This is a genomic window from Paenibacillus sp. FSL H3-0329, from assembly GCF_037963285.1.
Taxonomy (GTDB): Bacteria; Bacillota; Bacilli; order Paenibacillales; family Paenibacillaceae; genus Paenibacillus_AQ; species Paenibacillus_AQ odorifer.
In genome coordinates this window covers 1,191,040-1,212,260 of the sequence record NZ_CP150150.1, presented here as the reverse complement: position 1 = coordinate 1,212,260, position 21,221 = coordinate 1,191,040, and the positions used below count along the sequence as shown (strand labels likewise).

Sequence of the window (21,221 nt, the reverse complement as noted above, 5' to 3'; positions counted from 1 at the left end):
CTTACACTGTTCCTCCTACCGACACCGGATTTACCTGTACCTGATCTGCATGCAATTTTTCAATAATCGCCAACAGGAAGGTTTCGGCTAGACTATTCTTTTTAATGGCTCTGGCGGCCTCTTCCAAGGTAAACCATTCTGCATGATCAACCTCAGCACTCATCTGACTTAAGTCCTCCGAATCTGCAACACCTATAAAATTCAGCATTAGCGTATTAGAAGGTGCGAAATATAAGCTGCGCATATATTCATAGGCTACAATATCAATTCCTACCTCTTCTTTTACTTCACGAATAAGTGTGGTTTCCGCATCTTCACCTTTATTCACGTACCCTGCAAGCAATATATAATCTGGTCGGTTATACTGCTGGATCAATAGAATCTTATTCATATCCTGATTTAATACTGCTGTACTGATCGCCGTGCTAAAAATAGGGAATCTGAACATTTCGCATGCATTACAATAAGGTACCTGTCCTTCCCCATCGCTTTCTTTCATTACTAACGCTGTTCCACATTCTAGGCAATATTTCAAGCTGATCTCTTCCTTCTATAATAAAGTAGTCAATACCTATTCCAATTGCGGTGGAACACGATGCTGCGTAGCTTGTTCAAACCCGTAGGCTATGGATAGGAGCGTAGGCTCACTATAGGCTTTTCCGGAAAAAACTACCCCAAAGGGCCCCCGAGTTGGGTCACCGTCGGAATCAATAATGCCCTGAGCTACAAATCCTGCCGGAACGGTAATTAACGGATACCCCAAGCGTGCTGCAATATACATACCATCTACATCTCCAGGCAGTAATAATGCATCCAAGCTATATTGCTCCAACACATAATCTATGCCTTGCTCAAGTGCTAGCTCTCTGTATTCTTGTTTCTTTTGCTGATATTCTTCTTCGGTTAAAGTTATACCCTCTGACCTAGTTAATGTATCTTGCCCAAATTGTAATGCGATTTCAGCATGTCTTTCATTATACGCTATCAATTGCTGCAAAGAGTGAATCGGAACGGAATCATCTACCCCAGATAAATACGCGTTGAGCCCCTTTTTAAATTCATAACAGATTACATCATTATTCCAGTTTTGTTGTTCAACGTAAAGCGTAACCGGATCTATTATCGTAGCCCCTTCGTTCTTCAAAGTCTGGATAGCTGTTTCCATAATTGAAAGTCGCTCTGCATCTAAATGGTTATAATAGTGCCGTGGAACGCCTATTCTTGCTTGCCGTATAAAGCTTTTATCTAGAAATGGAGTATAGTCCGTAAAAGCATGCTTCTCGCTCGATAATGTTGCTTCATCCCTGTCATCCACTCCCGTTAATGCCCCCAAAATAATCGCCGCATCCGTAACCGTTTTAGCAATAGGTCCAGGAGTGTCTTGGCTAACTGAAATAGGAATCACTCCAGTACGACTGACTAATCCGACCGTTGGTTTGATCCCGATGAGAGCATGCTGACAGGCTGGCCCAACAATTGATCCCGCGGTTTCCGTTCCGATCGAGGCTGCTGCCAAATTCGCCGCAATAGCTGCTGCAGGTCCAGAACTTGAACCACTGACAAATACATTCCCTGGCCCATATGGATTAAGTACTAGACCACCTCGTGAGCTATACCCAGCCGGCATTGAACTAGACATAAAGTTAGACCACTCCGACATATTCGCCTTTCCAAGCAAAACAGCTCCTGCTGACCGGAGCTTCGCAGCTACGAAGGAATCTTTTGCCGCAAATGATCCTGCTAAAGCTACTGACCCAGCACTCGTATGCATTTTATCCGCGGTATCTATATTATCCTTCAACAATATAGGAATGCCGTGTAGACTTCCCCGACTTCCTTGTTCCTTACGTTCAATATCCAGTGTTCTCGCGATGTCTTTAGCCTCTGGATTGATTTCTAAGATTGCGTTTATGTCTATATCGTACTTATGAATCCGTTCCAAATAGGCTACTACCAAATCTTCTGAACTGACTACGCCTGCTTCCATAGCCGCTTGCAGCTTTGCAATATCCGCTTCTATTATCCATTCCTGAAGTTTGATCTTCATCAGAGCAGCTCCTTCAATAATGTAATTCTCCCTAGCATAAACCTACCATAAATGATTAGCTCAATGACATGACGAATTTGACTATAATCATTTAAACCTGTGATTTGACTCCCTCGGCTACAGATGATAGGGTATTTTCGAAGTTAAATTTTTCCGGGAGGGAATGCCCATGACGGAAGTAAAGCTTAGTATCGGATACGACGAATTCGAGGAAGGCCAAAGAATTGGCACGGAAATTGAGAAGCTTAGCAGCACCCCTGAAAGTTCTTCGCTGACAAGTCTAATTATCGGTGATTGGGGGCAAGCCTACGAAAATAGTTCAGAAGAAGTTGTAGAGGCACTGGTTACGCATAGTGCTAGCTTCCCTGCTTTACGCAAGCTTTTCATAGGCGAGATGGGCTATGAGGAATGCGAGATTTCTTGGATTACCCAAAGCGATCTATCGCCGCTGCTCCCTGCTTTTCCAGAGCTACAGTCACTCACGATTCAAGGTGGGAATGAGCTGAGCCTCGCAGAACTAAAACACGATAAGCTAGAAGAATTGATTATTATAAGCGGAGGCTTAGGTAAAGCCGTTCTAGATCATATTGCAACTAGCCAATTGCCGAATTTGCGCAAGCTGGAGCTATATCTAGGTGTAGAAGACTACGGATTTGACGGCAGCCTCGCAGATCTTCTCCCTCTTATAGAAGTAGGAAAGTTTCCTAAGCTTACTTATCTCGGTTTAAAAAATAGCCAGATCCAAGATGAGATCGCAGGTGCACTAGCAAATGCTCCTATTCTGGATCAGCTAGATACGCTCGATCTATCACTCGGTACCCTAAGCGATGAGGGGGCGGAATTGCTTCTAGCCAGCGACAGAATCAAAAAATTAAAAGCATTAAACCTAAGCCATCATTATATGTCTGACGAGATGATTAGCCGCTGGAAGCAAAGTGGATTGCCTGTTGATGTTAGCGACAAGCAGGAAAGCGATGATGAGGAAGACTGGCGTTATCCTTCCATCACAGAGTGAGCCTCTCATGAGGCCGATGATCGTTATCGGTATTCCCGGTGATAAACGGGCTAGCGGCATCCAGCAAGCGCGTTCCGATCTAGGAATGCCCCCTGCCATTATTTTATCGTACGCTGAGTTTCTGCAAGGTAGATCATTAGGTGATCTTATGGAAGAGCAGAAGAAGCAATTATCCCATCAGTCCTCCGTTTACAACGGAGTAGATCTCAGTGCAGCTCCCCCGCTGCTGAGATTGGAATCGCCTGGAAGCAGCTTTGAGGTAGAACGAGCATTGATCGCTCTCGGCGCACCGGATGCCGTTGATGTTGACGATTCGCTGCATCCCTACGCTGAAAGACCTGATCCGCGCCCACTCCGTGTGAAGGTAGCTCATCAATTGAAGGAGATGCAGGGTGTCCTGCATCATCCTTCGCAATGGTTCCGCGGTTATTGCCGCATGCTGGCTAGACTACAGCGCGAAGCCAAAGAGGTTTGTCCAGGTTCGCTATGGTTAAATGACCCCGCAGACATTGCGGCCATGACCGATAAACGTCGGACACAACAGATTCTAAGTGAGGCAGGCATCACTATTCCTCGTCCATTAGGCGTGGAACAGCAGCCTACGGACTATGCCTCTCTCCGTGAGATGATGATATCCCGGCGAATGCACCGGGTATTCATCAAGCTAGCCTTCGGCTCTGCCGCTTCCGGGGTGATCGCCTATCAGCTCCATCCCGTTACAGGTGCCGAAGTTGCCTTAACTACAGTGGGGGTCGAGAATTATATCACCCGACCACCCATTTACTATAATTCCGGTAAACTGCGGCGGTACACAGATACCGCTACGATCTCCGGCATTATTAACTGGATTTATCGACATGGTGGTTATGCCGAGCAATGGATTCCTAAGATCGGCCATAACGGCAAAGCCTTCGATATCCGCCAGCTCGTGGTTCTCCGCGAAGCCTGTCATGCAATTGCTCGTGTAAGTTCCACCCCAATTACGAATCTGCATTTACGCAGCCAGCGGATGTCTCCTTCGGAAGCCGGTCTATCAGAATTCATACAGGAGCAGGTACGAAATACCGCGTTGCAAGCGCTGGCGGCATTTCCCCGTTCTGGAGTTGCCGGGATAGACGTGCTGATATCTGGAGGATCGCAGCAGTGTTTTGTCGCCGATGTTAATCCTTTTGGCGATTTGCTGTACGATGTGAAATACCGTGGCTGCAGCACCTACGAATGGGAAATGAAGGTATTGACCGCCAGAGACTATATTACTCATCCCTCAACACCGCTTATAAAGGAAGGATCCTCTTAATGGATATGAACACTATCGTTGGCACCCATGACATTCTAATGATCACACTCGATACCCTTCGATACGATGCAGCTACTATGGAGGAAGCGAACTGCCCGAACCTGTGCGGAACGGGACCCTGGGAGAAAAGACATACTCCCGGCAGCTTTACTTATGCGGCCCATCACGCTTTTTTCGGCGGCTTCTTGCCAACTCCAGCCACAACGGATAAAACCGAGCATATCCGCATGTTCCATTCCCGAAACACCGGAATGAAGACGCATCCCCATACATGGCTGTTCGATACGCCGGATATCGTGTCAGGACTTGCTGCTGAGGGCTATCGTACGGTTTGTATTGGAGGTGTTATTTTTTTCACCAAAAAAAATCCACTCGCTCGTGTGTTGCCAAGCTATTTCCAGCAAAGCTACTGGCGGATGACCTTCGGTGTGACCAATCCGCGTTCCACAGAGCATCAGGTGAACCATGCCTTGAAGCTGCTAAAGGATACTCCTAGCGAGCAAAGATTGTTTATGTTCCTCAACGTCTCTGCCATTCACGGACCAAATCATTATTTTGTACCTGGTGCTAAAAAAGACTCCGTAGACAGCCAGCGCGCCGCTCTTCGTTATGTGGACGGTGAACTGGGCCGGTTGTTCGATGCGTTCCGGGAACGCGGCAATCCGGTCTTCTGCCTGGCTTTTTCAGATCATGGAACCGCTTATGGGGAAGATGGCTATCAGGGGCATCGCCTAGCCCACGAGACGGTATGGAACGTCCCTTATCGGGAGTTTATTTTATAATATTTATACCAAGGAAAGGATGGAGAACTGATATGACGTTATCGTCCTTCTCTTTAGAAGAGCTTCATAAGTGGAAAAACAGCATTACTGCCCACCCTTACCGTTCTTATCTGTATTCCTATCCACACAAAACGGCTTACAGGGATTTGCAGCCTCCGATGCCGCTAGAAACACTCTGGCGTGATGAGCCTGCGGAATCTTTCTTTCTATATATGCATATTCCGTTTTGTGGCGCACGCTGCGGATTCTGCAACCTATTTACCCTGCCTGATAAACGCGCAAATGTTCATGCCACATACGTGGATGCACTGGAACGCCAAGCAAAGCAATGGGCGGAATTCACCAGACATAAACCTTATGCGCGCTTTGCGATCGGCGGCGGAACTCCCACCCTGCTGGCAGCAGATCAGCTCCGCCGCTTGTTCCACATTGCCGTTGATACGATGGGACTGGATACAAATACAGCCTCCATCTCAGTGGAAACTTCACCGGAGACGATTACCGAAGAGAAGTTGAATATTCTAAAAGAATATACGGTGGATCGGGTCAGCATGGGCATCCAAAGTTTTGTCGCTGCTGAATCGGCGGCCATCTATCGCCCACAAAATCCGGATGAGGTGTATCGGGCACTAGAGCTGCTGGGGAAATATGATTTTCCCATATTAAATTTAGATCTGATCTACGGGCTTCCGGGGCAGACGGTCGACTCTTGGCTATATTCGCTCAATCAAGCGATCAGCTTTGAGCCAGAGGAAATTTTCATCTATCCGCTCTACACCCGAGAGCATACGATTGTGAAGCCTGGTGATATCCAGCGTCAGGACGATATTCGCCTAGATTGCTACAAAGCCGCTGGGCAGCTGCTTAGAGCGAGAGGATATCGCCAATACTCCATGCGTCGTTTCGCCAAGGAAGACGCAGGAACAGCTAAACCCATTCTCGATTATAGCTGCCAAGAAGAAGGAATGGTCGGCTTGGGCTGCGGAGCCAGATCCTACACCCGCCATGTGCATTACGCTTCCCGTTATGGGGTAAGCCGTAAAGCAACCGAGAGCATTATTGCTGATTACATTGCGACGGATCGTTACGATACTGCGGATTACGGAATTGTGCTGAGTCTTGAAGAACAGAAACGCCGCTTTATTCTGAAGGCGATTCTACATAGCGAAGGGCTGAAGCTTGAAGATTACAGCCAGCGTTTCGATCAATCACTCTGGAGTGATTATCCTGAGCTGTCCAACCTGCTTCATTCCGGTCTTGGGCAGGAGGGAGATGGCATCCTGCGTCTTACCACCGAAGGGATGGGTTACTCTGATTCGATTGGGGATTGGTTTATTTCTGGGGAGATCCGAGAGCAGATGGAAAGGTTCGTATTGCCATGAATGCGGTCCTCTACTACCGCGGCTCCCTCACGTCCTGCAACTATGATTGCCCCTATTGTCCTTTTGGCAAAACAAGAGACAGCGCAGCTACGCTCGCCAAGGACCGCCAGGGGTTGGAGGCCTTTGTAGCATGGGCGTCTGAGCAAGGTGCGGCAGGTCATCGGCTTTCTATATTTTTTAATCCCTATGGCGAAGGGCTGATTCATCGCTGGTACAAAGAAGCAATGATTGCGCTCTCCAATATGGACCATGTAGAGAAGGTAGCGATTCAGACCAACCTTTCTGCCAACCTGGATTTCATCTCCCAGCTGAATCGTAAAAAAGTGGCCTTTTGGGCCACCTACCACCCCGGACAAGTGCGGGAGGATAAATTTCTGGCGCAATGTATGACTTTATACGAGAACGACGTTCCGTTTAGTGTGGGAAGCGTTGGAATACGCAGCGCTTTTTCAGCTATAGCTTCACTTCGCTCTGCATTACCGGAAAACGTGTACCTATGGGTCAATGCTTACAAAGATAAACCGGATTATTATACAGCTGAGGATTTTGCCTTCCTTAGCGAGATTGACCCACATTTTTCTGTAAATGCTATGGATTATGAAAGCCTTGGCCAAGCCTGCAATGCAGGAAAAGATGTTTTTTATGTACAGGGTGCTGGACTTGTGAAACGCTGCTATAAGGACAGAGGTGTCATTGGAAATCTTTACCGTGATGGGCTAGAGGGTCTCTCTGCTGTTAGAAGCTGCCGAATGAAGGTATGCGATTGTTATATCGGTTATATTCATATGCCCGAGCTGAAGCTGCGGAGCATCTATGAGGATGGACTTTTGGAACGAATCCCTTATGGCGCTATGAACAACTGAATTAAAATTCCAGACAGGGTTTCTTTACTCTCTGTGGAATATGACAAGTAGCCCCCATCTATAGGGGCATAGCAAACACTAAAGTTGGAGGGACAATAACTTATGAACAACATCATTAATTTTGCGCATCGTGGAGCGTCGGCAGTGTGTCCAGAAAATACTATGGCAGCATTCCGCAAAGGTCTCGAGCTGGGTGCAACCGGAATAGAAACTGATGTACAAATGACCAAGGATGGCGGCCTAGTCCTCATTCATGATGAAACTCTAAACCGCACGACAAGCGGAACCGGCTATGTGAAGGATCATTCACTCGCAGAATTGCTGGAAGTGGACGCAGGCTCATGGTTCGGACCTGAATTCAAAGATGAGCGCCTTCCATTGCTGGAGGATTTATTAGATCTGCTGCAAGGTAGAGATACCATACTAAATATCGAGCTTAAAAATGGCACTTTTTTATATCCGGGCATGGAGGAAAAAGTGATCGCGGCCGTACGGGATTTCAAGATGAGCGATCGCGTCATTTTTTCGAGCTTCAACCATTATTCACTAGCTTACTGTCAGTCGCTGGCACCGGAGATCAGAACAGGAATTCTCTACGGGGAAGGTCTGTATCGTCCTTGGGATTATGCAGCTACGCTTGGAGCGACCGCGTTGCATGCGTATCATTTTGCGGTACTGCCTGAATTCGTCGAAGAAGCTGCAAAGCATGGCGTCGCCTACCATCCTTGGACCGTTAACGATCCCGAGCGGATGAAATATTTAATTGAAGCTGGTGTATCAGGCATTATTACCGATCATCCAGACCTGTTGGCTGGACTTCTGGCTGACAAGGGAGTGTGATGGTGTGAAAAAAGTCTGGCTGCTCGGATTCGGCTTTTTCAGCATCAGCATTACATGGAGTCTGTATAACGCATTTGTACCTTTTTTCCTCGAAAAATATGTACATAGTGTAGCCCTAATCAGCTTCATGATGACGATTGATAATTACTTCGCCTTATTCTTGCAGCCTTGGATCGGCAATCGGAGTGACCGCACGACCTCGCGTTTTGGACGCAGAATGCCTTATCTTATGATCGGTATGCCCTTCGCTGCCGTGCTGACTATGCTGATTCCGTTTCATACCGGACTATTTACACTGCTTTTATTTATGATGCTGATGAATTTAGCCATGAGTTTATACCGTTCCCCTACCGTCGCTCTCATGCCCGACATAACACCTGAAGAGCAGCGTACAAAGGCTAACGGACTAATTAATTTCATGGGTGGATTCGGATCAATTCTGGCTTTCGGCGTGGGTTCGATCCTCTATAAATCAAATCCTGCGCTGCCGTTTCTCGTTGCTGGACTGATTACCCTGTTATGTCTGTTTATCGTATCGCGCTTCATCAAAGAAAAACGGGATGGTGTGAATATAAGCCCTACGCTTCTATCCGATACAGCGGGGAGCCCTTCTGCGACGATAGTTAAGCCTTCCAGAGTCTCCTTTCGCGGCCAGCTGGATCGTACTACAGTATTTCTACTGGCAGCGATTTTCTTCTGGTTTGTAGCTTATCAAGGGGTCGAAACCTTATTCACGTTGTATGGTAAAAACCATCTGGGCCTCAGTGAACAAGCAGCCTCCTTCTCCCTTACCTTTTTCTCCCTTGCCTTTGTGCTGTTCGCTATTCCGAGCGGTTGGCTGGGTGGGCGATTCGGGAAAAAGAAGATCATTATCGTCGGCGTATGTGGCCTGATGACGGTCTTTGCGCTTGTTGGGTTTGCACAGGACCTGCTGGTGCTTCGAGCGTTGCTCCTGACAGGAGGAATCTTCTGGGCTTGTATCAACATCAACTCTTATCCTTATGTTGTTGCTACGGGGACTGAGGAAAGTATTGGTACTCGAACAGGGATGTATTATTTGGTCTCTTCACTGGCAGCGATCAGCTCGCCTCCTTTGCTGGGGCTAATGATTGATATTTTTGATTACTCCATCCTGTTCTATGTAGCAGCGATTAGTATGGCGGTTGCCCTGCTCTGCCTTTTCTTGATGAAGGGACGCAAGCAAGTACCCCACAAGTTTCACACACCGGGAGCCTAAAAAAGCGTCAGCCTTAGACATCTATTTATGTCCAAGGCTGACGCTTATATTTTACATTTAACAAACTAATTTTTAAAAACTGAATAACGACCTGTCCCGAGCTGTTTGGCGGTGTACATCGCTGTATCTGCTTCATGCAGCAGCCTGAAATGATCCACCTTGCCATGACTAATGCTGATGCCTATGCTCGCAGATACAAAGAGGTTGTGCTCTCCCAGCTGATAATGTCTGGTCGTCTTCTCCAGAATCTGCACCGCTAACTGCTCCGCTTCCTTCTGATTGCAGCCTTTAGCTACGATCACAAATTCATCACCGCCTATGCGGAAAATATGGCGTTTTCTTTTGCTGGAGAATTGACTTAACCTTCCTCCCACCTCTTGCAGCAGTAAATCGCCCACATGATGTCCTAAGCTGTCATTAATTGATTTGAAACGGTTCAAATCCATAAACAATACGGCTAGTTGCTCATTTACTTTGCAGCGATCCCAAAAGTGATCCATTCCATTCTTGTTTAACAGCCCCGTTAAGCCATCCTTATAGGCAAGTTCCTTAAGCTGCTCTCTTTCCGCCAAAACAAGGTTCAGCCGTGTAAGCAAAAACATTAAAACAGCTATCGTAAGCGCGTATATCAATAACGGAGTGAAAATCCCCCCATTGACCTCTATAGTTTCTTCTAAGGATTTTTTGCCTAACTGATGCATTGCCCACAATCCAACGACGATAGTTATAATGGAAAGGCCCGTATAAACCGCTCTTTGTTTTGGTTCCTTACTAGCAACATCCCGGTAAAATCTCAATACTAAATAACCTACAACCCCTGCGATGATAATGGACATTAACGTTTGTAAATAAATCTGAACCTCTACCACCTTTAATTCGCACATCCTTCTGAACTACAAATAATTAGCTTACTGTACTGCGATACCAATATATAAAAAAGCTCTGAACATTATCTGAACACTTACTCTTTCTCCAAATGCCGCGCACAATTATATAACTCGCAGTTCCAGGAGCCATCCGATTCGGATTTTGTTATTCGCGTAATTGACGTATTGTTCAATAATACTGTGCCGTCCAGTTCTGGAAGTAGTCTTCTAAGGCTACTGCGTAAAATTGCACCATGGCTAACGATCAGAATATGGCTGCCTGGATGTCTCGCCGCAATTTCTTCAATCACTTCGCTGCCTCTGAGCTCGCTGGCTTCTGGAGTTTCCAAACCCAAATCTAACGTCTTCCAATCGGTTCCCCATCGTTCAATCCGCTCTTGCTGCGTAGTTCCTTCAATAAGTCCCGCATACATCTCTCGAATGCCCGGCGCTAAACCCGTGATCTCAAGGCCTAATCTTTCTGCAATAACCTCTGCCGTTTGCCGCGCTCTGAGTAAATCACTTGAATATATGTAATCCCATTGTTCTGTGCTAAGTCGTTCAGCCAGTAGTTGTGCCTGTTGCAGGCCTTCAGCATCCAATGAATTATCCGTATGCCCTTGCACTCTGCCTTCTTTATTCCACGCGGTACTTCCATGGCGAATTAAACCTATTGTAGTCATAAAAATCTCCTTTTAGCTAATGAGTCTAGTGGCAGTTGTGATACTGGTTGTAGTGCTAGTTATAGTGCTAGTTATAGTGCTAATTTCAGTGCTACTTCAGTGCTAATATAAATAATATAATCTATATTCTATCAGATTCACCCTATGAACATTTAAAAATAAAGGTTATCCAAGTTTTTGAACATGAGGTATAATAAACCTTGTCGTTTTTTACAACAGCTACAAGATAAGGAGTAATTGTTTATGATGAAAAAGCTAGGGTCCACTTTGTTTCTTACCTTCTTACTGCTCATTCCACTTGTCGCCACTTGCCCTTCCACTGTTGGTGCAACACCGCTTCCTAAAAACACCGTCTATGTGGACAAGAATAACCATTCATACATACCACTGCGTCTATTAAATAGCTTCACTGGTATACAATCTGTATGGAATCCTAACGAAAAACGTATAAGCATTACGAATGCAGACACAACCATAACGCTTACATTAGGTCAAACCGCTGCGCTCGTCAATGAAAAGTCGGTTACACTAACTGATCTTGCTTTCAGTGATAACGGCACGGTATATATTCCGTTGTCTTTTATCAGCACAACACTTGGCATTCAATTAACTTGGGATAAGGAAGCCTCTTCATTAACCCTTAAGAGTAATGATATTGCAACCACTGTTCCTGTACAGTCCGGCGCACTAATCAAAGCGGATTCTTCACCAGTTGTCAGCGCTAGTAAAACCTTCAAGGTTGGCGGCAGATCCTTCAAAGCCCAGACGGTTACAGTGTCCCTGCTGCATCCTAAGGTGAAACTTGATGTCGTACTGGCTGGAAATACGGTCGGAAAAGTGGAGGACCTAAGCAGTCTGGCTAAACGTAATAATGCCGTAGTTGCGATTAACGGAACGTTTTTTGATGCCTATACAAAAGGGGCATACAAAGCTCCATACGGTTACATTGTCAGCGGTGGAAAAATGCTTAAAAATAGCTCCGGGGATCGCCGGACGATTTTTACCTATGACAGCAACCATCTAGCGTCACTGATTCCTGGGTTGGATTTCACAAGCCGCTTCGCTTCCGGCTCCATGGAAGGAGCTCTTCAAGCCGGCCCGCGTCTTCTTGTGAACGGCAAGGTATCCCTTAATGTTGCGGCAGAAGGCTTCAAGGATCCGAAAATCTTGACCGGCGGCGGAGCCCGCAGCGCGCTCGGATTAACACGCGACCATAAGCTCATTCTGCTGACCACTGGTGGAGCCACCATCCCACAGCTGGCAGAAATGATGAAGCAAGCTGGAGCGTATCAAGCCATGAATCTGGATGGTGGTGCATCCAGCGGGCTCTACTACAACGGCAAATATCTCACGTCCCCTGGGCGTCAGATCAGCAATGCAATTGTAGCCAAATATCAATAAAATCTCTTGGCCAGACGGCTACTAAGAATATATGATTCTATTGTACAAAGTGTAATCAGAGGCAGTTTGCAGCGCATAATTGCTATAGCGGTATGATTGCTGTACGACGTATGAAACTACTGTGCAGCATATGATTGCCGAGCTCAAACCCAAAAATCCCCTTGACGACTTACCCATCAAGGGGATTTTTCATAGTACGTTGCCAGTTTAGGTACTGCTGACAGATCCAGTGTTGGGGGCAGCCGGTGCAACTTAATCTGTGTGACCTGAATATTCCCACACCTGCAACCAAACTTCAGTAGTAAAGCCCAATTTCTCGTAGAAAGGCTGCATCGAACCTACGTAAACTTTACTAGCTCCGAGTTGTTTTAAACGGTTAAATCCTTCGTGTAGGACCGCCCGTCCCAGTCCCAGCTTTCGATAATTAATGGATGTGCCTACAGGCTCCAGAACGCCAATTCTATTGCTGCTGTCCCAAAAAATATTACAAAAGGAAACCACTTCGCCCGCGTCATTCACAACGCTAAGATCGAGCTGCGGATTATAGCTTGGAGCGTTACTCATATTCCCATAATGCAGCAGCGTGAGCTCTGCCTCCACCGTTTCTGCATAGTCGAAGGCCATAATATGTCCGAGCGCTTTTGCAGTAACCTCGATCTCATCTCCGCTGCAAATTCTGAATCCAGAGGGGAGCTCCACAGGAAATTCCTTATTCAATCGCAAGGAGTTTACGCTTTCCTTACCACCCGTTTGATGATACCCCCTCTTACGAGCAACCTCCGCCGCAGAAGTCATATTCTCCGGTATTGGCACATACAGCTCTACGTAACCACCGTTCTCTTCCTCAGCTTTTTGTTCAGCAAAAGCGAACATTTCTTCAAGTAATTTTTCCGGAGGATTCATCTCAGCACACTGAAAATAGAACCCATCGTCCATGCACACTACAGCTGCAAGCTCTCCATTCTCATACTCCCATAAGCCTACTTTTTGTTCCCACTGCTCCAGCGTTCCACTTCTCGTCTCCTGAAAAAAAACAACGAATTCCCAGCGGTCTATAAGCCAGGTATTTGGAGTCTTTAGCTTACTATAACTTTGTATAAGAAAATGACGTACCTTTAGCAGATCTTCTGAACGGTAGCTTCTAAAATTAATGTTCATTTTCCGCGCCCCTCTCTTTAATTTCATATTAAGGGGGATGCAAAATGAAGCATATATCATAATTAGTTATTATTATTTTATACTACCGAATATGATCCGTACGTTCACAAAACAAACATTTCTTGAGTGGAAATTGTGAGCTCCACACATCCGTTAACTGCATTTAGTGCAACTATTTCCTCAGAATGTTCCTTAAAAAAATAGTTAGTTGTATTTCGTGCAGCTAAATTTCTGGTTTTCCTTTAATTGCACCGAATTCACCCTTTTTAGTTGCACGAAGTGCAATTAAACGGCTTCTAATGAGTATCTACGCAGAAATAAGTGTATAAAGTGCAATTAGAGAAAGTTTTGGAGTGGGCGGTCTTCTTCCGGAGGAAATAGTCACTGATCAAGTATTTTCAAGCGATAATTATGAGCTCCACGCATCCGTTAACTGCATTTAGTGCAACTATTTCCTCAGAATGCTCCTTTAAAAGATAGTTAGTTGTATTTCGTGCAGTTAAATTTCCAGTTTTCCTTTAATTGCATCGAATTCACCCTTTTTAGTTGCACGAAGTGCAATTAAATGGCTTCTAGGGACTATTTACGGAGAAATAAGTGTACAAAGTGCAATTAGAGAAAGTTTTGGCGTTCGCGATCTTCTTCCGGAGGAAAAAGTCACTGATCAAGCTTTTTCAAGCGATAATTATGAGCTCCACGCATCCGTTAACTGCATTTAGTGCAACTATTCCTCAGAATGCTCATTCAAAAGTTAGTTTAGTTGTATTTCGTGCAGTTAAATTTCCGGTTTTCCTTTAATTGCACCGAATTCACCCTTTTTAGTTGCACGAAGTGCAATTAAATGGCTTCTATGGACTATCTACGCAGAAATAAGTGTACAAAGTGCAATTAAGTCTGGATAAGCCGCTTGAGCTAAATTTGGATTGCATAGATCTAGCTGAGTTAGATTTTAGATCAGTTAGTTTTGGATCGATTAGCGGTAGATCGGTTAAAGTTGGATCAGCTAGAGCTATTCAGCTAGAGCTAGGTCAGCTAAAGCTAGGTCAGCTAGAGCTAGGCCAGCTACAGCTAGGTCAGCTAGGCTAGATCAGCTACAGCTAGGTCAGCTAGGCTAGGTTAGCTAGAGCTAGATCAGCTAGAGCTAGGCCAGCTAGGCTAGGTCAGCTAGACTTAGATCAGCTAGACTTAGATCAGCTAGACTTAGGTCAGCTAGACTTAGATCAGCTAAATTCCCCTTCGGTAAAACTAGCTAGATTCTTACGTTGACCACGAATACGAGTACTCTTTTTGCATAATTTTCCTTGTCCATGTTACTGTATTACTGAACAAAGGAGTGAAAATATGGAGACAATTCTAATCATAGAGGACGATGCCAAGCTGGCAAGCTTGCTGAGCACGTACCTATCGAAATATGGGTTCCGTACAATTATTGTAGAGGATTTCAACAGGGTGCTGGAGACTTTTAATGAAAGCTCGGCTGACCTTATCTTACTGGACGTCAATCTGCCTAAATATGATGGGTTCTACTGGTGCCGCCAGATCCGTTCCCTCTCACTCTGCCCGATTCTGTTCATTTCTGCACGGGATAGTGGAATGGATCAGGTGATGGCGCTTGAGAATGGCGGGGATGATTATATCACTAAGCCTTTTCACTATGAGGTTGTACTTGCCAAAATCCGCAGCCACATACGTAGAGCATACGGTTCATACTCACAGACTCAAGAAGAGCATAAACTCCAGTCTGGAGGTTTAATCCTCTATCCTGAACGATATGTGATCCAATACGACGGGCACACGAGTGAGCTAACCCAGAAGGAAGCGGTTCTACTGGAAGCTTTACTGCTTAAGGAAGGACGAGTGGTTAACCGGGAGCGTCTGCTCGATCTCATGTGGAAGGATCAGCATTTCATAGATGACAATACATTAAATGTCTACATAACCCGTGTCCGCAAAAAGCTCAAGGATCTCGGTCTTGGTGACATTGTGGAAACCGTAAGAGGCGCTGGCTATCGGCTTAATGTCTCTAAGGATACGCCATGAGGCTTTTTTGGAGAGACCAGATCTCACTGATCCTATTCTATCTGCTTCAGATGCTGCTTATCCCTTTGCTGTATTGGCTGTCTGGTGAGAACAGACCTATCTCTATCATGCTTTATGGAATCGCCTTGAGTACCGTAGTTCTACTGCTATATCTAGGCTACCGATACGTTCAGCACCGGAGATTGTATGCAGCATTAAGCGAACCTATGGACATGCTCCAAAAACATCTTGTTTCCTTAGGAGACACTCCTCTTTCAGAAGCTATCCATGAGTTATTGCAGCTTATTGACCGCCAGTATCAAGAGCAAGTGAATGCGCATGCGCGCCAGATGGATCAGCATATCGTATTCATGAATCGCTGGGTTCATCAAATGAAGACCCCGCTCTCTGTAATTCAGCTTACGCTAAAGGATCTTGAAGAGGAGGCTGCCGCAAGTATTCAGGAGGAACTGGAACGTCTGCGCGGAGGGCTGGAGATGGTTATCTACACTTCAAGACTTGACCGATTTGAAAATGATTTTCAAGTTGAACCGTTACTTCTGCGCAAAACCGTTAGTGAGGCGGTAGCCGAAAATCGCAGACTATTCATACGCCGGGGCATAAAAGTAGATATACAGGTGGATGCCAATCTAGCGGTATATAGCGATGCCAAATGGTTAATGTTTATGCTGGCCCAAATCTTAACTAATGCCGTAAACTATACCTCCGGTTCTGGCAAAACCGTTACCCTCTCAGCTCAGCGTGTGGGCACCGACACTATTCTGGATATTACCGATCAAGGGATCGGCATTTCTCCTGAGGATCTGAAGCGGGTCTTTAATCCCTACTTTACGGGTGACCGCGGACGACATTATCATGAATCGACAGGGATGGGGCTGTATCTCGTCCGGGAGATTTGCAACAGGCTCGAACACAAGGTGGATATTCAGTCCCGGCTCGGGGAAGGAACCCGCGTGCGGCTTATTTTTAGCAACAGTGATCATCTACAGAAATAATATTGAGGGGACTTCGTCGTCATTATTCATGGCTTTGAAGCCTCCTTCTTCTTTATAGGTTACTTATCTCTCAACCCATTCTTCACAAGGAGAAAGGCGAACATAACCTTAACTTCTCTGTAAGGAAACCTTAAGGTAAATCCATAGCAGCTAATCTCTCGATCTTATAAATTATATACATAACCCGTTCCCCGAATAAGGCGGATGAAATCATTTTTGTATTGGAAGGAATGAATGATATGAACGTATTGGAAGTCAAAGGACTTCATAAGGTATACCCCGGCAAAATAGTGACCCAAGCCCTCACTGATATTCATCTAAATATTGAAAAAGGTGAATTTGTCGGAATTATGGGACCGTCTGGTAGCGGTAAAACAACACTGCTCAATATGGTATCCACAATCGACCAGCCGTCCTCTGGCGAAGTGAATATCAACGGCAGCAACCCTTATCTTTTGAATAAAAAAGAGCTCGCCCACTTTCGCCGAAAACAACTAGGCTTTGTGTTTCAGGACTTCAACCTGCTTGAGACATTAACCGTCGCCGAGAATATTGTGCTGCCCCTGACTTTGGATAACCGTAAGCTCTCCCAGATGGAGATCTTGCTTCAAAGAGTCGCAGAACGCTTAAACATTACCGATATTCTGAGCAAACGCACCTATGAAATTTCAGGGGGACAACGTCAGCGGACCGCAATTGCCCGGGCGATCATCACCTCTCCTTCGATTATTTTGGCCGATGAACCTACGGGTGCGCTTGACTCCAATTCTTCGCGGATGGTGATGGAATCGCTGGAGGATATTAATCACAAAGAAGGCACCACGCTAATGCTCGTAACACATGATCCACTGGCAGCGAGCTACTGCAACCGAATTGTTTTTATAAAAGACGGCAAACTAGCAGCGGAAATTCATCGGGGCGATAACCGTCAGGCCTTCTTCCAAAAGATTATCGACACACTTTCGTTCTGGGGAGGGAATAGTCATGAACTTTCCTCAATTCGCGTTTAATAATGTACGCCGTAATTCACGCGCTTATTTTGCTTTTTTCTTAAGCAGTGCTTTTATGGTCATGATCTTTTTCTCTTATTCAGTCTTTATTTACCACCCTAGTATTACCAACATCGAGCTGGGTGCGAATTCAGCCTCCGGCATGCAAATTGCTTCTTACATCGTGTTTATCTTTGCGTTCTTTTTCGTTCTATATTCGATTAGCGCATTTCTGAAAATGCGTAATCTGGAGTTCGGCATACTGATGATTTTAGGCGCACGCCCTGGCCAGATCAACAAGCTGATTCTTATAGAAAATATGCTTATCGGACTGCTCTCTATTGTAACAGGTGTGTCTTTCGGCATGCTTTTATCCAAGTTATTTTTGCTGCTAAGCACGACAATTATGGGCATGGAGCCACTGCCCTTTTATTGGCCAATGAAGGCGTTAATGATTACCTCTATCTCTTTCATTTCATTATTTCTGGTCATTTCGATCTTCACATTATTGTTCATTCGTAAGCATCAAGTTCTTGAACTGCTTAAGGGAAATGTTAAACCTAAAAAAGAACCCCGTGTCTCCTTATTGTTCTCATTCTTTGGGCTTCTACTGTTGACCGTCGGCGCTCTCGCGATTCGGAAGCAATTGTCCCCGACCTCACTGTTAGTCGCCGCTGTCACAGGTATCGCTGGAACCTACTTTTTCTACTCTCAGTTATCTGTATTGGGCATTCGCTTACTAAAACTAAGACGCAAGCGGCTGTGGCGCGGAACCAATCTGCTGTGGATTTCTGAGATGAGTTATAAGATTAAAGACAATGCAAGAATGCTCTTCCTTGTAACTGTAGTTACCTCGCTTGCCTGCATGGCATCGGGGATTCTTTTATCGATTAATCAAGCGAACTCAGACCTCTATAAAAAATCCCCATTCGCTGTGAGTTATACGATTTATGATCCGAAGGATGAAGCACCAGATTTAGAGCCCATTCACACTAAATTAAAGAATGCTAAAGTCGAGTACACAGAGAATAAAGTAGAACTAATCTCTGCTTCCATTCAAGGAATCGATAAGGAAAAAATACTTGGAATTGATCTGATATCCCGCTCACAGTTCAATCAACTGGGCTTACAAATGGATGTGTCCGAGGTTGGGCCCTTGTCTGAAAAAGAAGCTGTATTACTGCTGAACCCACATATGGATTCACAGAATTTTGCTGCTGATCGAGCGATTCATTTGAAGGTTCAGAAAGATGAGGAGCTGATGCTAAAAGAATTACGAACACCAAAGGTGCATCCAGTAGATCCAATGGCCACCTCACTTCTAATCGTAGATGACAACTTATATCATAAGATTTCTACTTCAACAGAGAAGTACACGAGACCTTATGTGAAATATCTATACAAAATCCCTGCATGGGACGGTCCTACACCTAATGACAGCTCAGCTGAAGCTGTTGTCACCAGAGACCTCATCCAATGGAATAAAGCCGCTAACAAGGCTAATCATCAATACAGCTCTATACTGGGATCGCGAGCAGACAGCTATCTATCGACCAAGCAGGGAGCCGCCATGCTTAGCTTTATAGGGATTTTTATCGCTCTGATCTTCTCACTTTCATCGGCCAGCTTTCTCTTTTTTAAGCTTCATACTGAGCTCAATACAGATAAGCAAATGTATAATGCTTTATCCAAAATCGGTTTAAGCACTAAAGAAATGTCAGCTTCTGCTACCAAACAGATTTCGGTACTTTTCTATATTCCGATTATTATTGCCACCATCCAGACTCTTGTCGTGATTCGTCCGATACTGAAACAGATTAATATCACAAATGTAACTGTGCCCGTGCTTACTACATCAGCTGTATTTCTGGTTGTGCAAACTATCTATTTCCTTATTGCGAGATCACGTTACATTCATAGTCTCAAGAAAATAATGGTGTAACGACATGTCGAAAAGAATCATAACCCTGGATGTACTTCGCGGCTTGGAACTTATGTCAGCACCAAAAGGTTCTCTAGCTGATCATTAGACAATTTGCTATAGTTAGTGAGCTATTAATTAATGAAGCAAGGAGGTTCTTGATTTATGTCCAAGGCTGATCACATGTTATCCATTCTCTGGATGCTCAAGCAACGGGGAAGAACCGCCGGGGAACTAGCAGAAGCGCTAGAGATCAGTGTCCGCTCTGTCTATCGTTACATCGACGCGTTATGCATCAGTGGCGTACCCATTATCGCGGATAGTGGACCTGGTGGTGGCTATAGCCTTCCGGAACATTTTTCCGAGGCCCCGTTATTCTTTGACTCCGACGAACAGCGTTCCCTCCTGCAAGCCGCCTCCTTTGCGCGGGGAACTGGATATCCTTATGTAGAAGCTCTAGATCAAGCAATCGCCAAACTGAAACGATACAGCAATGCGCAGCAATTAGAACAGATGGAGCGTCATGAGGGCGGGATAGAAACCATCCACTCCCCTGCTGTGCCGCTTCCCCACCTGCTGCAAGAGCTTGAATTAGCGACGGCGAACGGACATACCCTCCAGATGGAATATCGGAAGGGAAACGGGGAGACAATTTCTTCCCGCGCTATTGATCCTTATGGACTTGTACTGTGGAAAGGGCAGTGGTACACCGTTGCTTATTGCCATCAGAGGCAAGGAATTCGGTCTTTCCGAGTCGATAGAATGACTGAACTGAAACGTACAGAAGCTGTGTTTGCCCGTCCTGCTGACTTCTCTGCACGTGATTTTTTGTTAAAAAGCTTGCTGCCAACACCAAATACTCCAGAGAAACTCATAGCAGTAGTCATCGCCGCTGATGAAGGAATCCTGAACGATCTATGCAGTCATTGGCTGTTTGGACATACTCTGGTGCAGCGTATTGACGGACAAGCCCGCTTTCAAGTCGATGAGACCTCCTTACTGACTTATGCGCCTTACTTCTTGTTGCCTTATGGATCAACACTACGAATCCTAGAGCCTTTAGCTCTGAAGCAAAAGCTGTCCGCAATAGCTACCGATCTGGCAGCTTATTATAAAACTTAAAATGATTATTTTAGGATCACTGACCGTAATTGTCAGTGATCCTTTTGTATAGTGTAAATAAGTCTAAGGGAATTAATGATTGTACAAACCAAGGAGGAATAACAAATGAAAGAACTTCACTATGAATTTTATATTGGCGGAACACCTGAGCAGGTATGGGAGACTTTGATCTCTCCGGAAGGTACTAAACAGATTTACTACGGTAGCGTAATCCAATCCACCTTTAAAGAAGGCGAATTGCTGGAATATGTTGGTCCCGGTGAAGATGGCGATGAAACGATACATGTATATGGGACTCTGCTGGAGTTCACTCCACAAAAAGCGTTTCGTTTCACGCATAAGGTCGGCCCCTCCTATCATAAGGGTACAGAAAGATATGAATCGCGTATATCTTGGCTGCTTGAACCGGTGGGTGGAACTACTAAGCTTACGCTTATCCACGATGAATGGCATCCTGATGATCCTTCATATGCTGGCAGTATCAACGCCTGGTGGCAGGTTCTGAGTAATATTAAAACCTTGGTCGAGACCGGACGTACACTTGATTTTGGCAGCTGGTCGTAATTTTACTGCTAATTAGGAA

At 45.4% G+C, this 21,221-nt stretch carries 20 protein-coding genes; 15 read left to right on the top strand and 5 right to left on the bottom strand.

All coding sequences use genetic code 11. The features are described from left to right. Position 1 precedes the first annotated feature (1 nt). Together NSQ66_RS05245 and NSQ66_RS05240 are read right to left on the bottom strand one after the other, a co-directional pair. Complete coding sequence (locus tag NSQ66_RS05245; protein ID WP_042124672.1) at positions 2–535, bottom strand: NUDIX domain-containing protein; 534 nt, start codon at positions 533–535, stop codon at positions 2–4. A 36-nt stretch (positions 536–571) separates the two neighbouring features. After that, positions 572–2,047, bottom strand: a complete 1,476-nt coding sequence (locus tag NSQ66_RS05240; protein ID WP_036680384.1) for an amidase family protein — start codon at positions 2,045–2,047, stop codon at positions 572–574. A gap of 169 nt (positions 2,048–2,216) precedes the next feature. On the opposite strand from NSQ66_RS05240, the gene NSQ66_RS05235 reads away from it, so the two are divergent. The 7 genes from NSQ66_RS05235 to NSQ66_RS05205 all read left to right on the top strand — a co-directional run bounded on the left by NSQ66_RS05235 (position 2,217) and on the right by NSQ66_RS05205 (position 9,463). After that, on the top strand, positions 2,217–3,062 hold the full coding sequence (locus NSQ66_RS05235; RefSeq protein WP_036680382.1) for an STM4015 family protein: 846 nt from the start codon (positions 2,217–2,219) through the stop codon (positions 3,060–3,062). Continuing rightward, positions 3,022–4,359, top strand: a complete 1,338-nt coding sequence (locus tag NSQ66_RS05230) for an STM4014 family protein (RefSeq protein WP_249267751.1) — start codon at positions 3,022–3,024, stop codon at positions 4,357–4,359. Before NSQ66_RS05235 ends, NSQ66_RS05230 begins: the two co-directional genes overlap by 41 nt. Next, positions 4,359–5,141 carry an STM4013/SEN3800 family hydrolase gene (locus tag NSQ66_RS05225; protein WP_038568987.1) on the top strand — a complete coding sequence of 261 codons (783 nt, stop codon included), beginning with the start codon at positions 4,359–4,361 and terminating at the stop codon, positions 5,139–5,141. Before NSQ66_RS05230 ends, NSQ66_RS05225 begins: the two co-directional genes overlap by 1 nt. A 32-nt stretch (positions 5,142–5,173) precedes the next feature. After that, the gene (locus NSQ66_RS05220; RefSeq protein ID WP_038568985.1) at positions 5,174–6,523 is read left to right on the top strand and encodes an STM4012 family radical SAM protein; all 1,350 of its coding nucleotides are present in this window, start codon (positions 5,174–5,176) and stop codon (positions 6,521–6,523) included. Further along, positions 6,520–7,386 carry an STM4011 family radical SAM protein gene (locus NSQ66_RS05215; protein WP_076100449.1) on the top strand — a complete coding sequence of 289 codons (867 nt, stop codon included), beginning with the start codon at positions 6,520–6,522 and terminating at the stop codon, positions 7,384–7,386. Before NSQ66_RS05220 ends, NSQ66_RS05215 begins: the two co-directional genes overlap by 4 nt. Before the next feature lie 102 nt (positions 7,387–7,488). Next, complete coding sequence (locus tag NSQ66_RS05210; protein ID WP_036680373.1) at positions 7,489–8,226, top strand: glycerophosphodiester phosphodiesterase; 738 nt, start codon at positions 7,489–7,491, stop codon at positions 8,224–8,226. 4 nt (positions 8,227–8,230) lie between these two features. Further along, a complete protein-coding gene (locus tag NSQ66_RS05205; RefSeq protein ID WP_036680370.1) occupies positions 8,231–9,463 on the top strand; it encodes an SLC45 family MFS transporter in 1,233 nt (410 codons plus the stop codon). 65 nt (positions 9,464–9,528) lie between these two features. Here NSQ66_RS05205 and NSQ66_RS05200 read toward each other — a convergent pair whose 3' ends face one another. Together NSQ66_RS05200 and NSQ66_RS05195 are read right to left on the bottom strand one after the other, a co-directional pair. Beyond that, positions 9,529–10,347 (bottom strand): GGDEF domain-containing protein, encoded by an 819-nt coding sequence (locus NSQ66_RS05200; protein WP_081382558.1) that lies wholly within the window; start codon positions 10,345–10,347, stop codon positions 9,529–9,531. Positions 10,348–10,424: 77 nt separating this feature from the next. Beyond that, complete coding sequence (locus NSQ66_RS05195) at positions 10,425–11,012, bottom strand: histidine phosphatase family protein (RefSeq protein WP_038568983.1); 588 nt, start codon at positions 11,010–11,012, stop codon at positions 10,425–10,427. 246 nt (positions 11,013–11,258) lie between these two features. Between NSQ66_RS05195 and NSQ66_RS05190 the strand changes: the two genes are divergently transcribed. Then, positions 11,259–12,413 (top strand): phosphodiester glycosidase family protein, encoded by a 1,155-nt coding sequence (locus tag NSQ66_RS05190; protein ID WP_076100456.1) that lies wholly within the window; start codon positions 11,259–11,261, stop codon positions 12,411–12,413. A 252-nt stretch (positions 12,414–12,665) separates the two neighbouring features. On the opposite strand, the gene NSQ66_RS05185 is transcribed toward NSQ66_RS05190, so the two are convergent. Next, positions 12,666–13,571, bottom strand: coding sequence for a GNAT family N-acetyltransferase (locus tag NSQ66_RS05185; protein ID WP_052096804.1), 906 nt, complete (start codon positions 13,569–13,571; stop codon positions 12,666–12,668). 873 nt (positions 13,572–14,444) lie between these two features. On the opposite strand from NSQ66_RS05185, the gene NSQ66_RS05180 reads away from it, so the two are divergent. The 7 genes from NSQ66_RS05180 to NSQ66_RS05150 all read left to right on the top strand — a co-directional run bounded on the left by NSQ66_RS05180 (position 14,445) and on the right by NSQ66_RS05150 (position 21,202). Then, positions 14,445–14,657 carry a hypothetical protein gene (locus NSQ66_RS05180; protein ID WP_141118572.1) on the top strand — a complete coding sequence of 71 codons (213 nt, stop codon included), beginning with the start codon at positions 14,445–14,447 and terminating at the stop codon, positions 14,655–14,657. A 255-nt stretch (positions 14,658–14,912) separates the two neighbouring features. Then, entirely contained in the window at positions 14,913–15,611 is a 699-nt protein-coding gene (locus tag NSQ66_RS05175) for a response regulator transcription factor (RefSeq protein WP_076100491.1), read from the top strand. Beyond that, complete coding sequence (locus NSQ66_RS05170) at positions 15,608–16,606, top strand: sensor histidine kinase (protein WP_036679831.1); 999 nt, start codon at positions 15,608–15,610, stop codon at positions 16,604–16,606. Before NSQ66_RS05175 ends, NSQ66_RS05170 begins: the two co-directional genes overlap by 4 nt. Before the next feature lie 239 nt (positions 16,607–16,845). Continuing rightward, a complete protein-coding gene (locus NSQ66_RS05165) occupies positions 16,846–17,616 on the top strand; it encodes an ABC transporter ATP-binding protein (protein ID WP_036679832.1) in 771 nt (256 codons plus the stop codon). Beyond that, a complete protein-coding gene (locus NSQ66_RS05160; RefSeq protein ID WP_038568977.1) occupies positions 17,591–19,537 on the top strand; it encodes an ABC transporter permease in 1,947 nt (648 codons plus the stop codon). Before NSQ66_RS05165 ends, NSQ66_RS05160 begins: the two co-directional genes overlap by 26 nt. 144 nt (positions 19,538–19,681) lie before the next feature. Continuing rightward, positions 19,682–20,638 (top strand): YafY family protein, encoded by a 957-nt coding sequence (locus NSQ66_RS05155; protein ID WP_038568975.1) that lies wholly within the window; start codon positions 19,682–19,684, stop codon positions 20,636–20,638. 105 nt (positions 20,639–20,743) lie between these two features. After that, complete coding sequence (locus NSQ66_RS05150) at positions 20,744–21,202, top strand: SRPBCC domain-containing protein (RefSeq protein WP_036679837.1); 459 nt, start codon at positions 20,744–20,746, stop codon at positions 21,200–21,202. Positions 21,203–21,221: the final 19 nt, after the last annotated feature.

Excerpts from the sequence above, each read along its gene's own strand:
- NSQ66_RS05240 (WP_036680384.1), bottom strand. The coding sequence starts at position 2,047 with ATGAAGATCAAACTTCAGGAATGGATAATAGAAGCGGATATTGCAAAG.
- NSQ66_RS05235 (WP_036680382.1), top strand. The coding sequence starts at position 2,217 with ATGACGGAAGTAAAGCTTAGTATCGGATACGACGAATTCGAGGAAGGC.
- NSQ66_RS05230 (WP_249267751.1), top strand. The coding sequence starts at position 3,022 with ATGATGAGGAAGACTGGCGTTATCCTTCCATCACAGAGTGAGCCTCTC.
- NSQ66_RS05225 (WP_038568987.1), top strand. The coding sequence starts at position 4,359 with ATGGATATGAACACTATCGTTGGCACCCATGACATTCTAATGATCACA.
- NSQ66_RS05220 (WP_038568985.1), top strand. The coding sequence starts at position 5,174 with ATGACGTTATCGTCCTTCTCTTTAGAAGAGCTTCATAAGTGGAAAAAC.
- NSQ66_RS05215 (WP_076100449.1), top strand. The coding sequence starts at position 6,520 with ATGAATGCGGTCCTCTACTACCGCGGCTCCCTCACGTCCTGCAACTAT.
- NSQ66_RS05210 (WP_036680373.1), top strand. The coding sequence starts at position 7,489 with ATGAACAACATCATTAATTTTGCGCATCGTGGAGCGTCGGCAGTGTGT.
- NSQ66_RS05200 (WP_081382558.1), bottom strand. The coding sequence starts at position 10,347 with ATGTGCGAATTAAAGGTGGTAGAGGTTCAGATTTATTTACAAACGTTA.
- NSQ66_RS05195 (WP_038568983.1), bottom strand. The coding sequence starts at position 11,012 with ATGACTACAATAGGTTTAATTCGCCATGGAAGTACCGCGTGGAATAAA.
- NSQ66_RS05190 (WP_076100456.1), top strand. The coding sequence starts at position 11,259 with ATGAAAAAGCTAGGGTCCACTTTGTTTCTTACCTTCTTACTGCTCATT.
- NSQ66_RS05185 (WP_052096804.1), bottom strand. The coding sequence starts at position 13,571 with ATGAACATTAATTTTAGAAGCTACCGTTCAGAAGATCTGCTAAAGGTA.
- NSQ66_RS05175 (WP_076100491.1), top strand. The coding sequence starts at position 14,913 with ATGGAGACAATTCTAATCATAGAGGACGATGCCAAGCTGGCAAGCTTG.
- NSQ66_RS05170 (WP_036679831.1), top strand. The coding sequence starts at position 15,608 with ATGAGGCTTTTTTGGAGAGACCAGATCTCACTGATCCTATTCTATCTG.
- NSQ66_RS05165 (WP_036679832.1), top strand. The coding sequence starts at position 16,846 with ATGAACGTATTGGAAGTCAAAGGACTTCATAAGGTATACCCCGGCAAA.
- NSQ66_RS05160 (WP_038568977.1), top strand. The coding sequence starts at position 17,591 with ATGAACTTTCCTCAATTCGCGTTTAATAATGTACGCCGTAATTCACGC.
- NSQ66_RS05155 (WP_038568975.1), top strand. The coding sequence starts at position 19,682 with ATGTCCAAGGCTGATCACATGTTATCCATTCTCTGGATGCTCAAGCAA.
- NSQ66_RS05150 (WP_036679837.1), top strand. The coding sequence starts at position 20,744 with ATGAAAGAACTTCACTATGAATTTTATATTGGCGGAACACCTGAGCAG.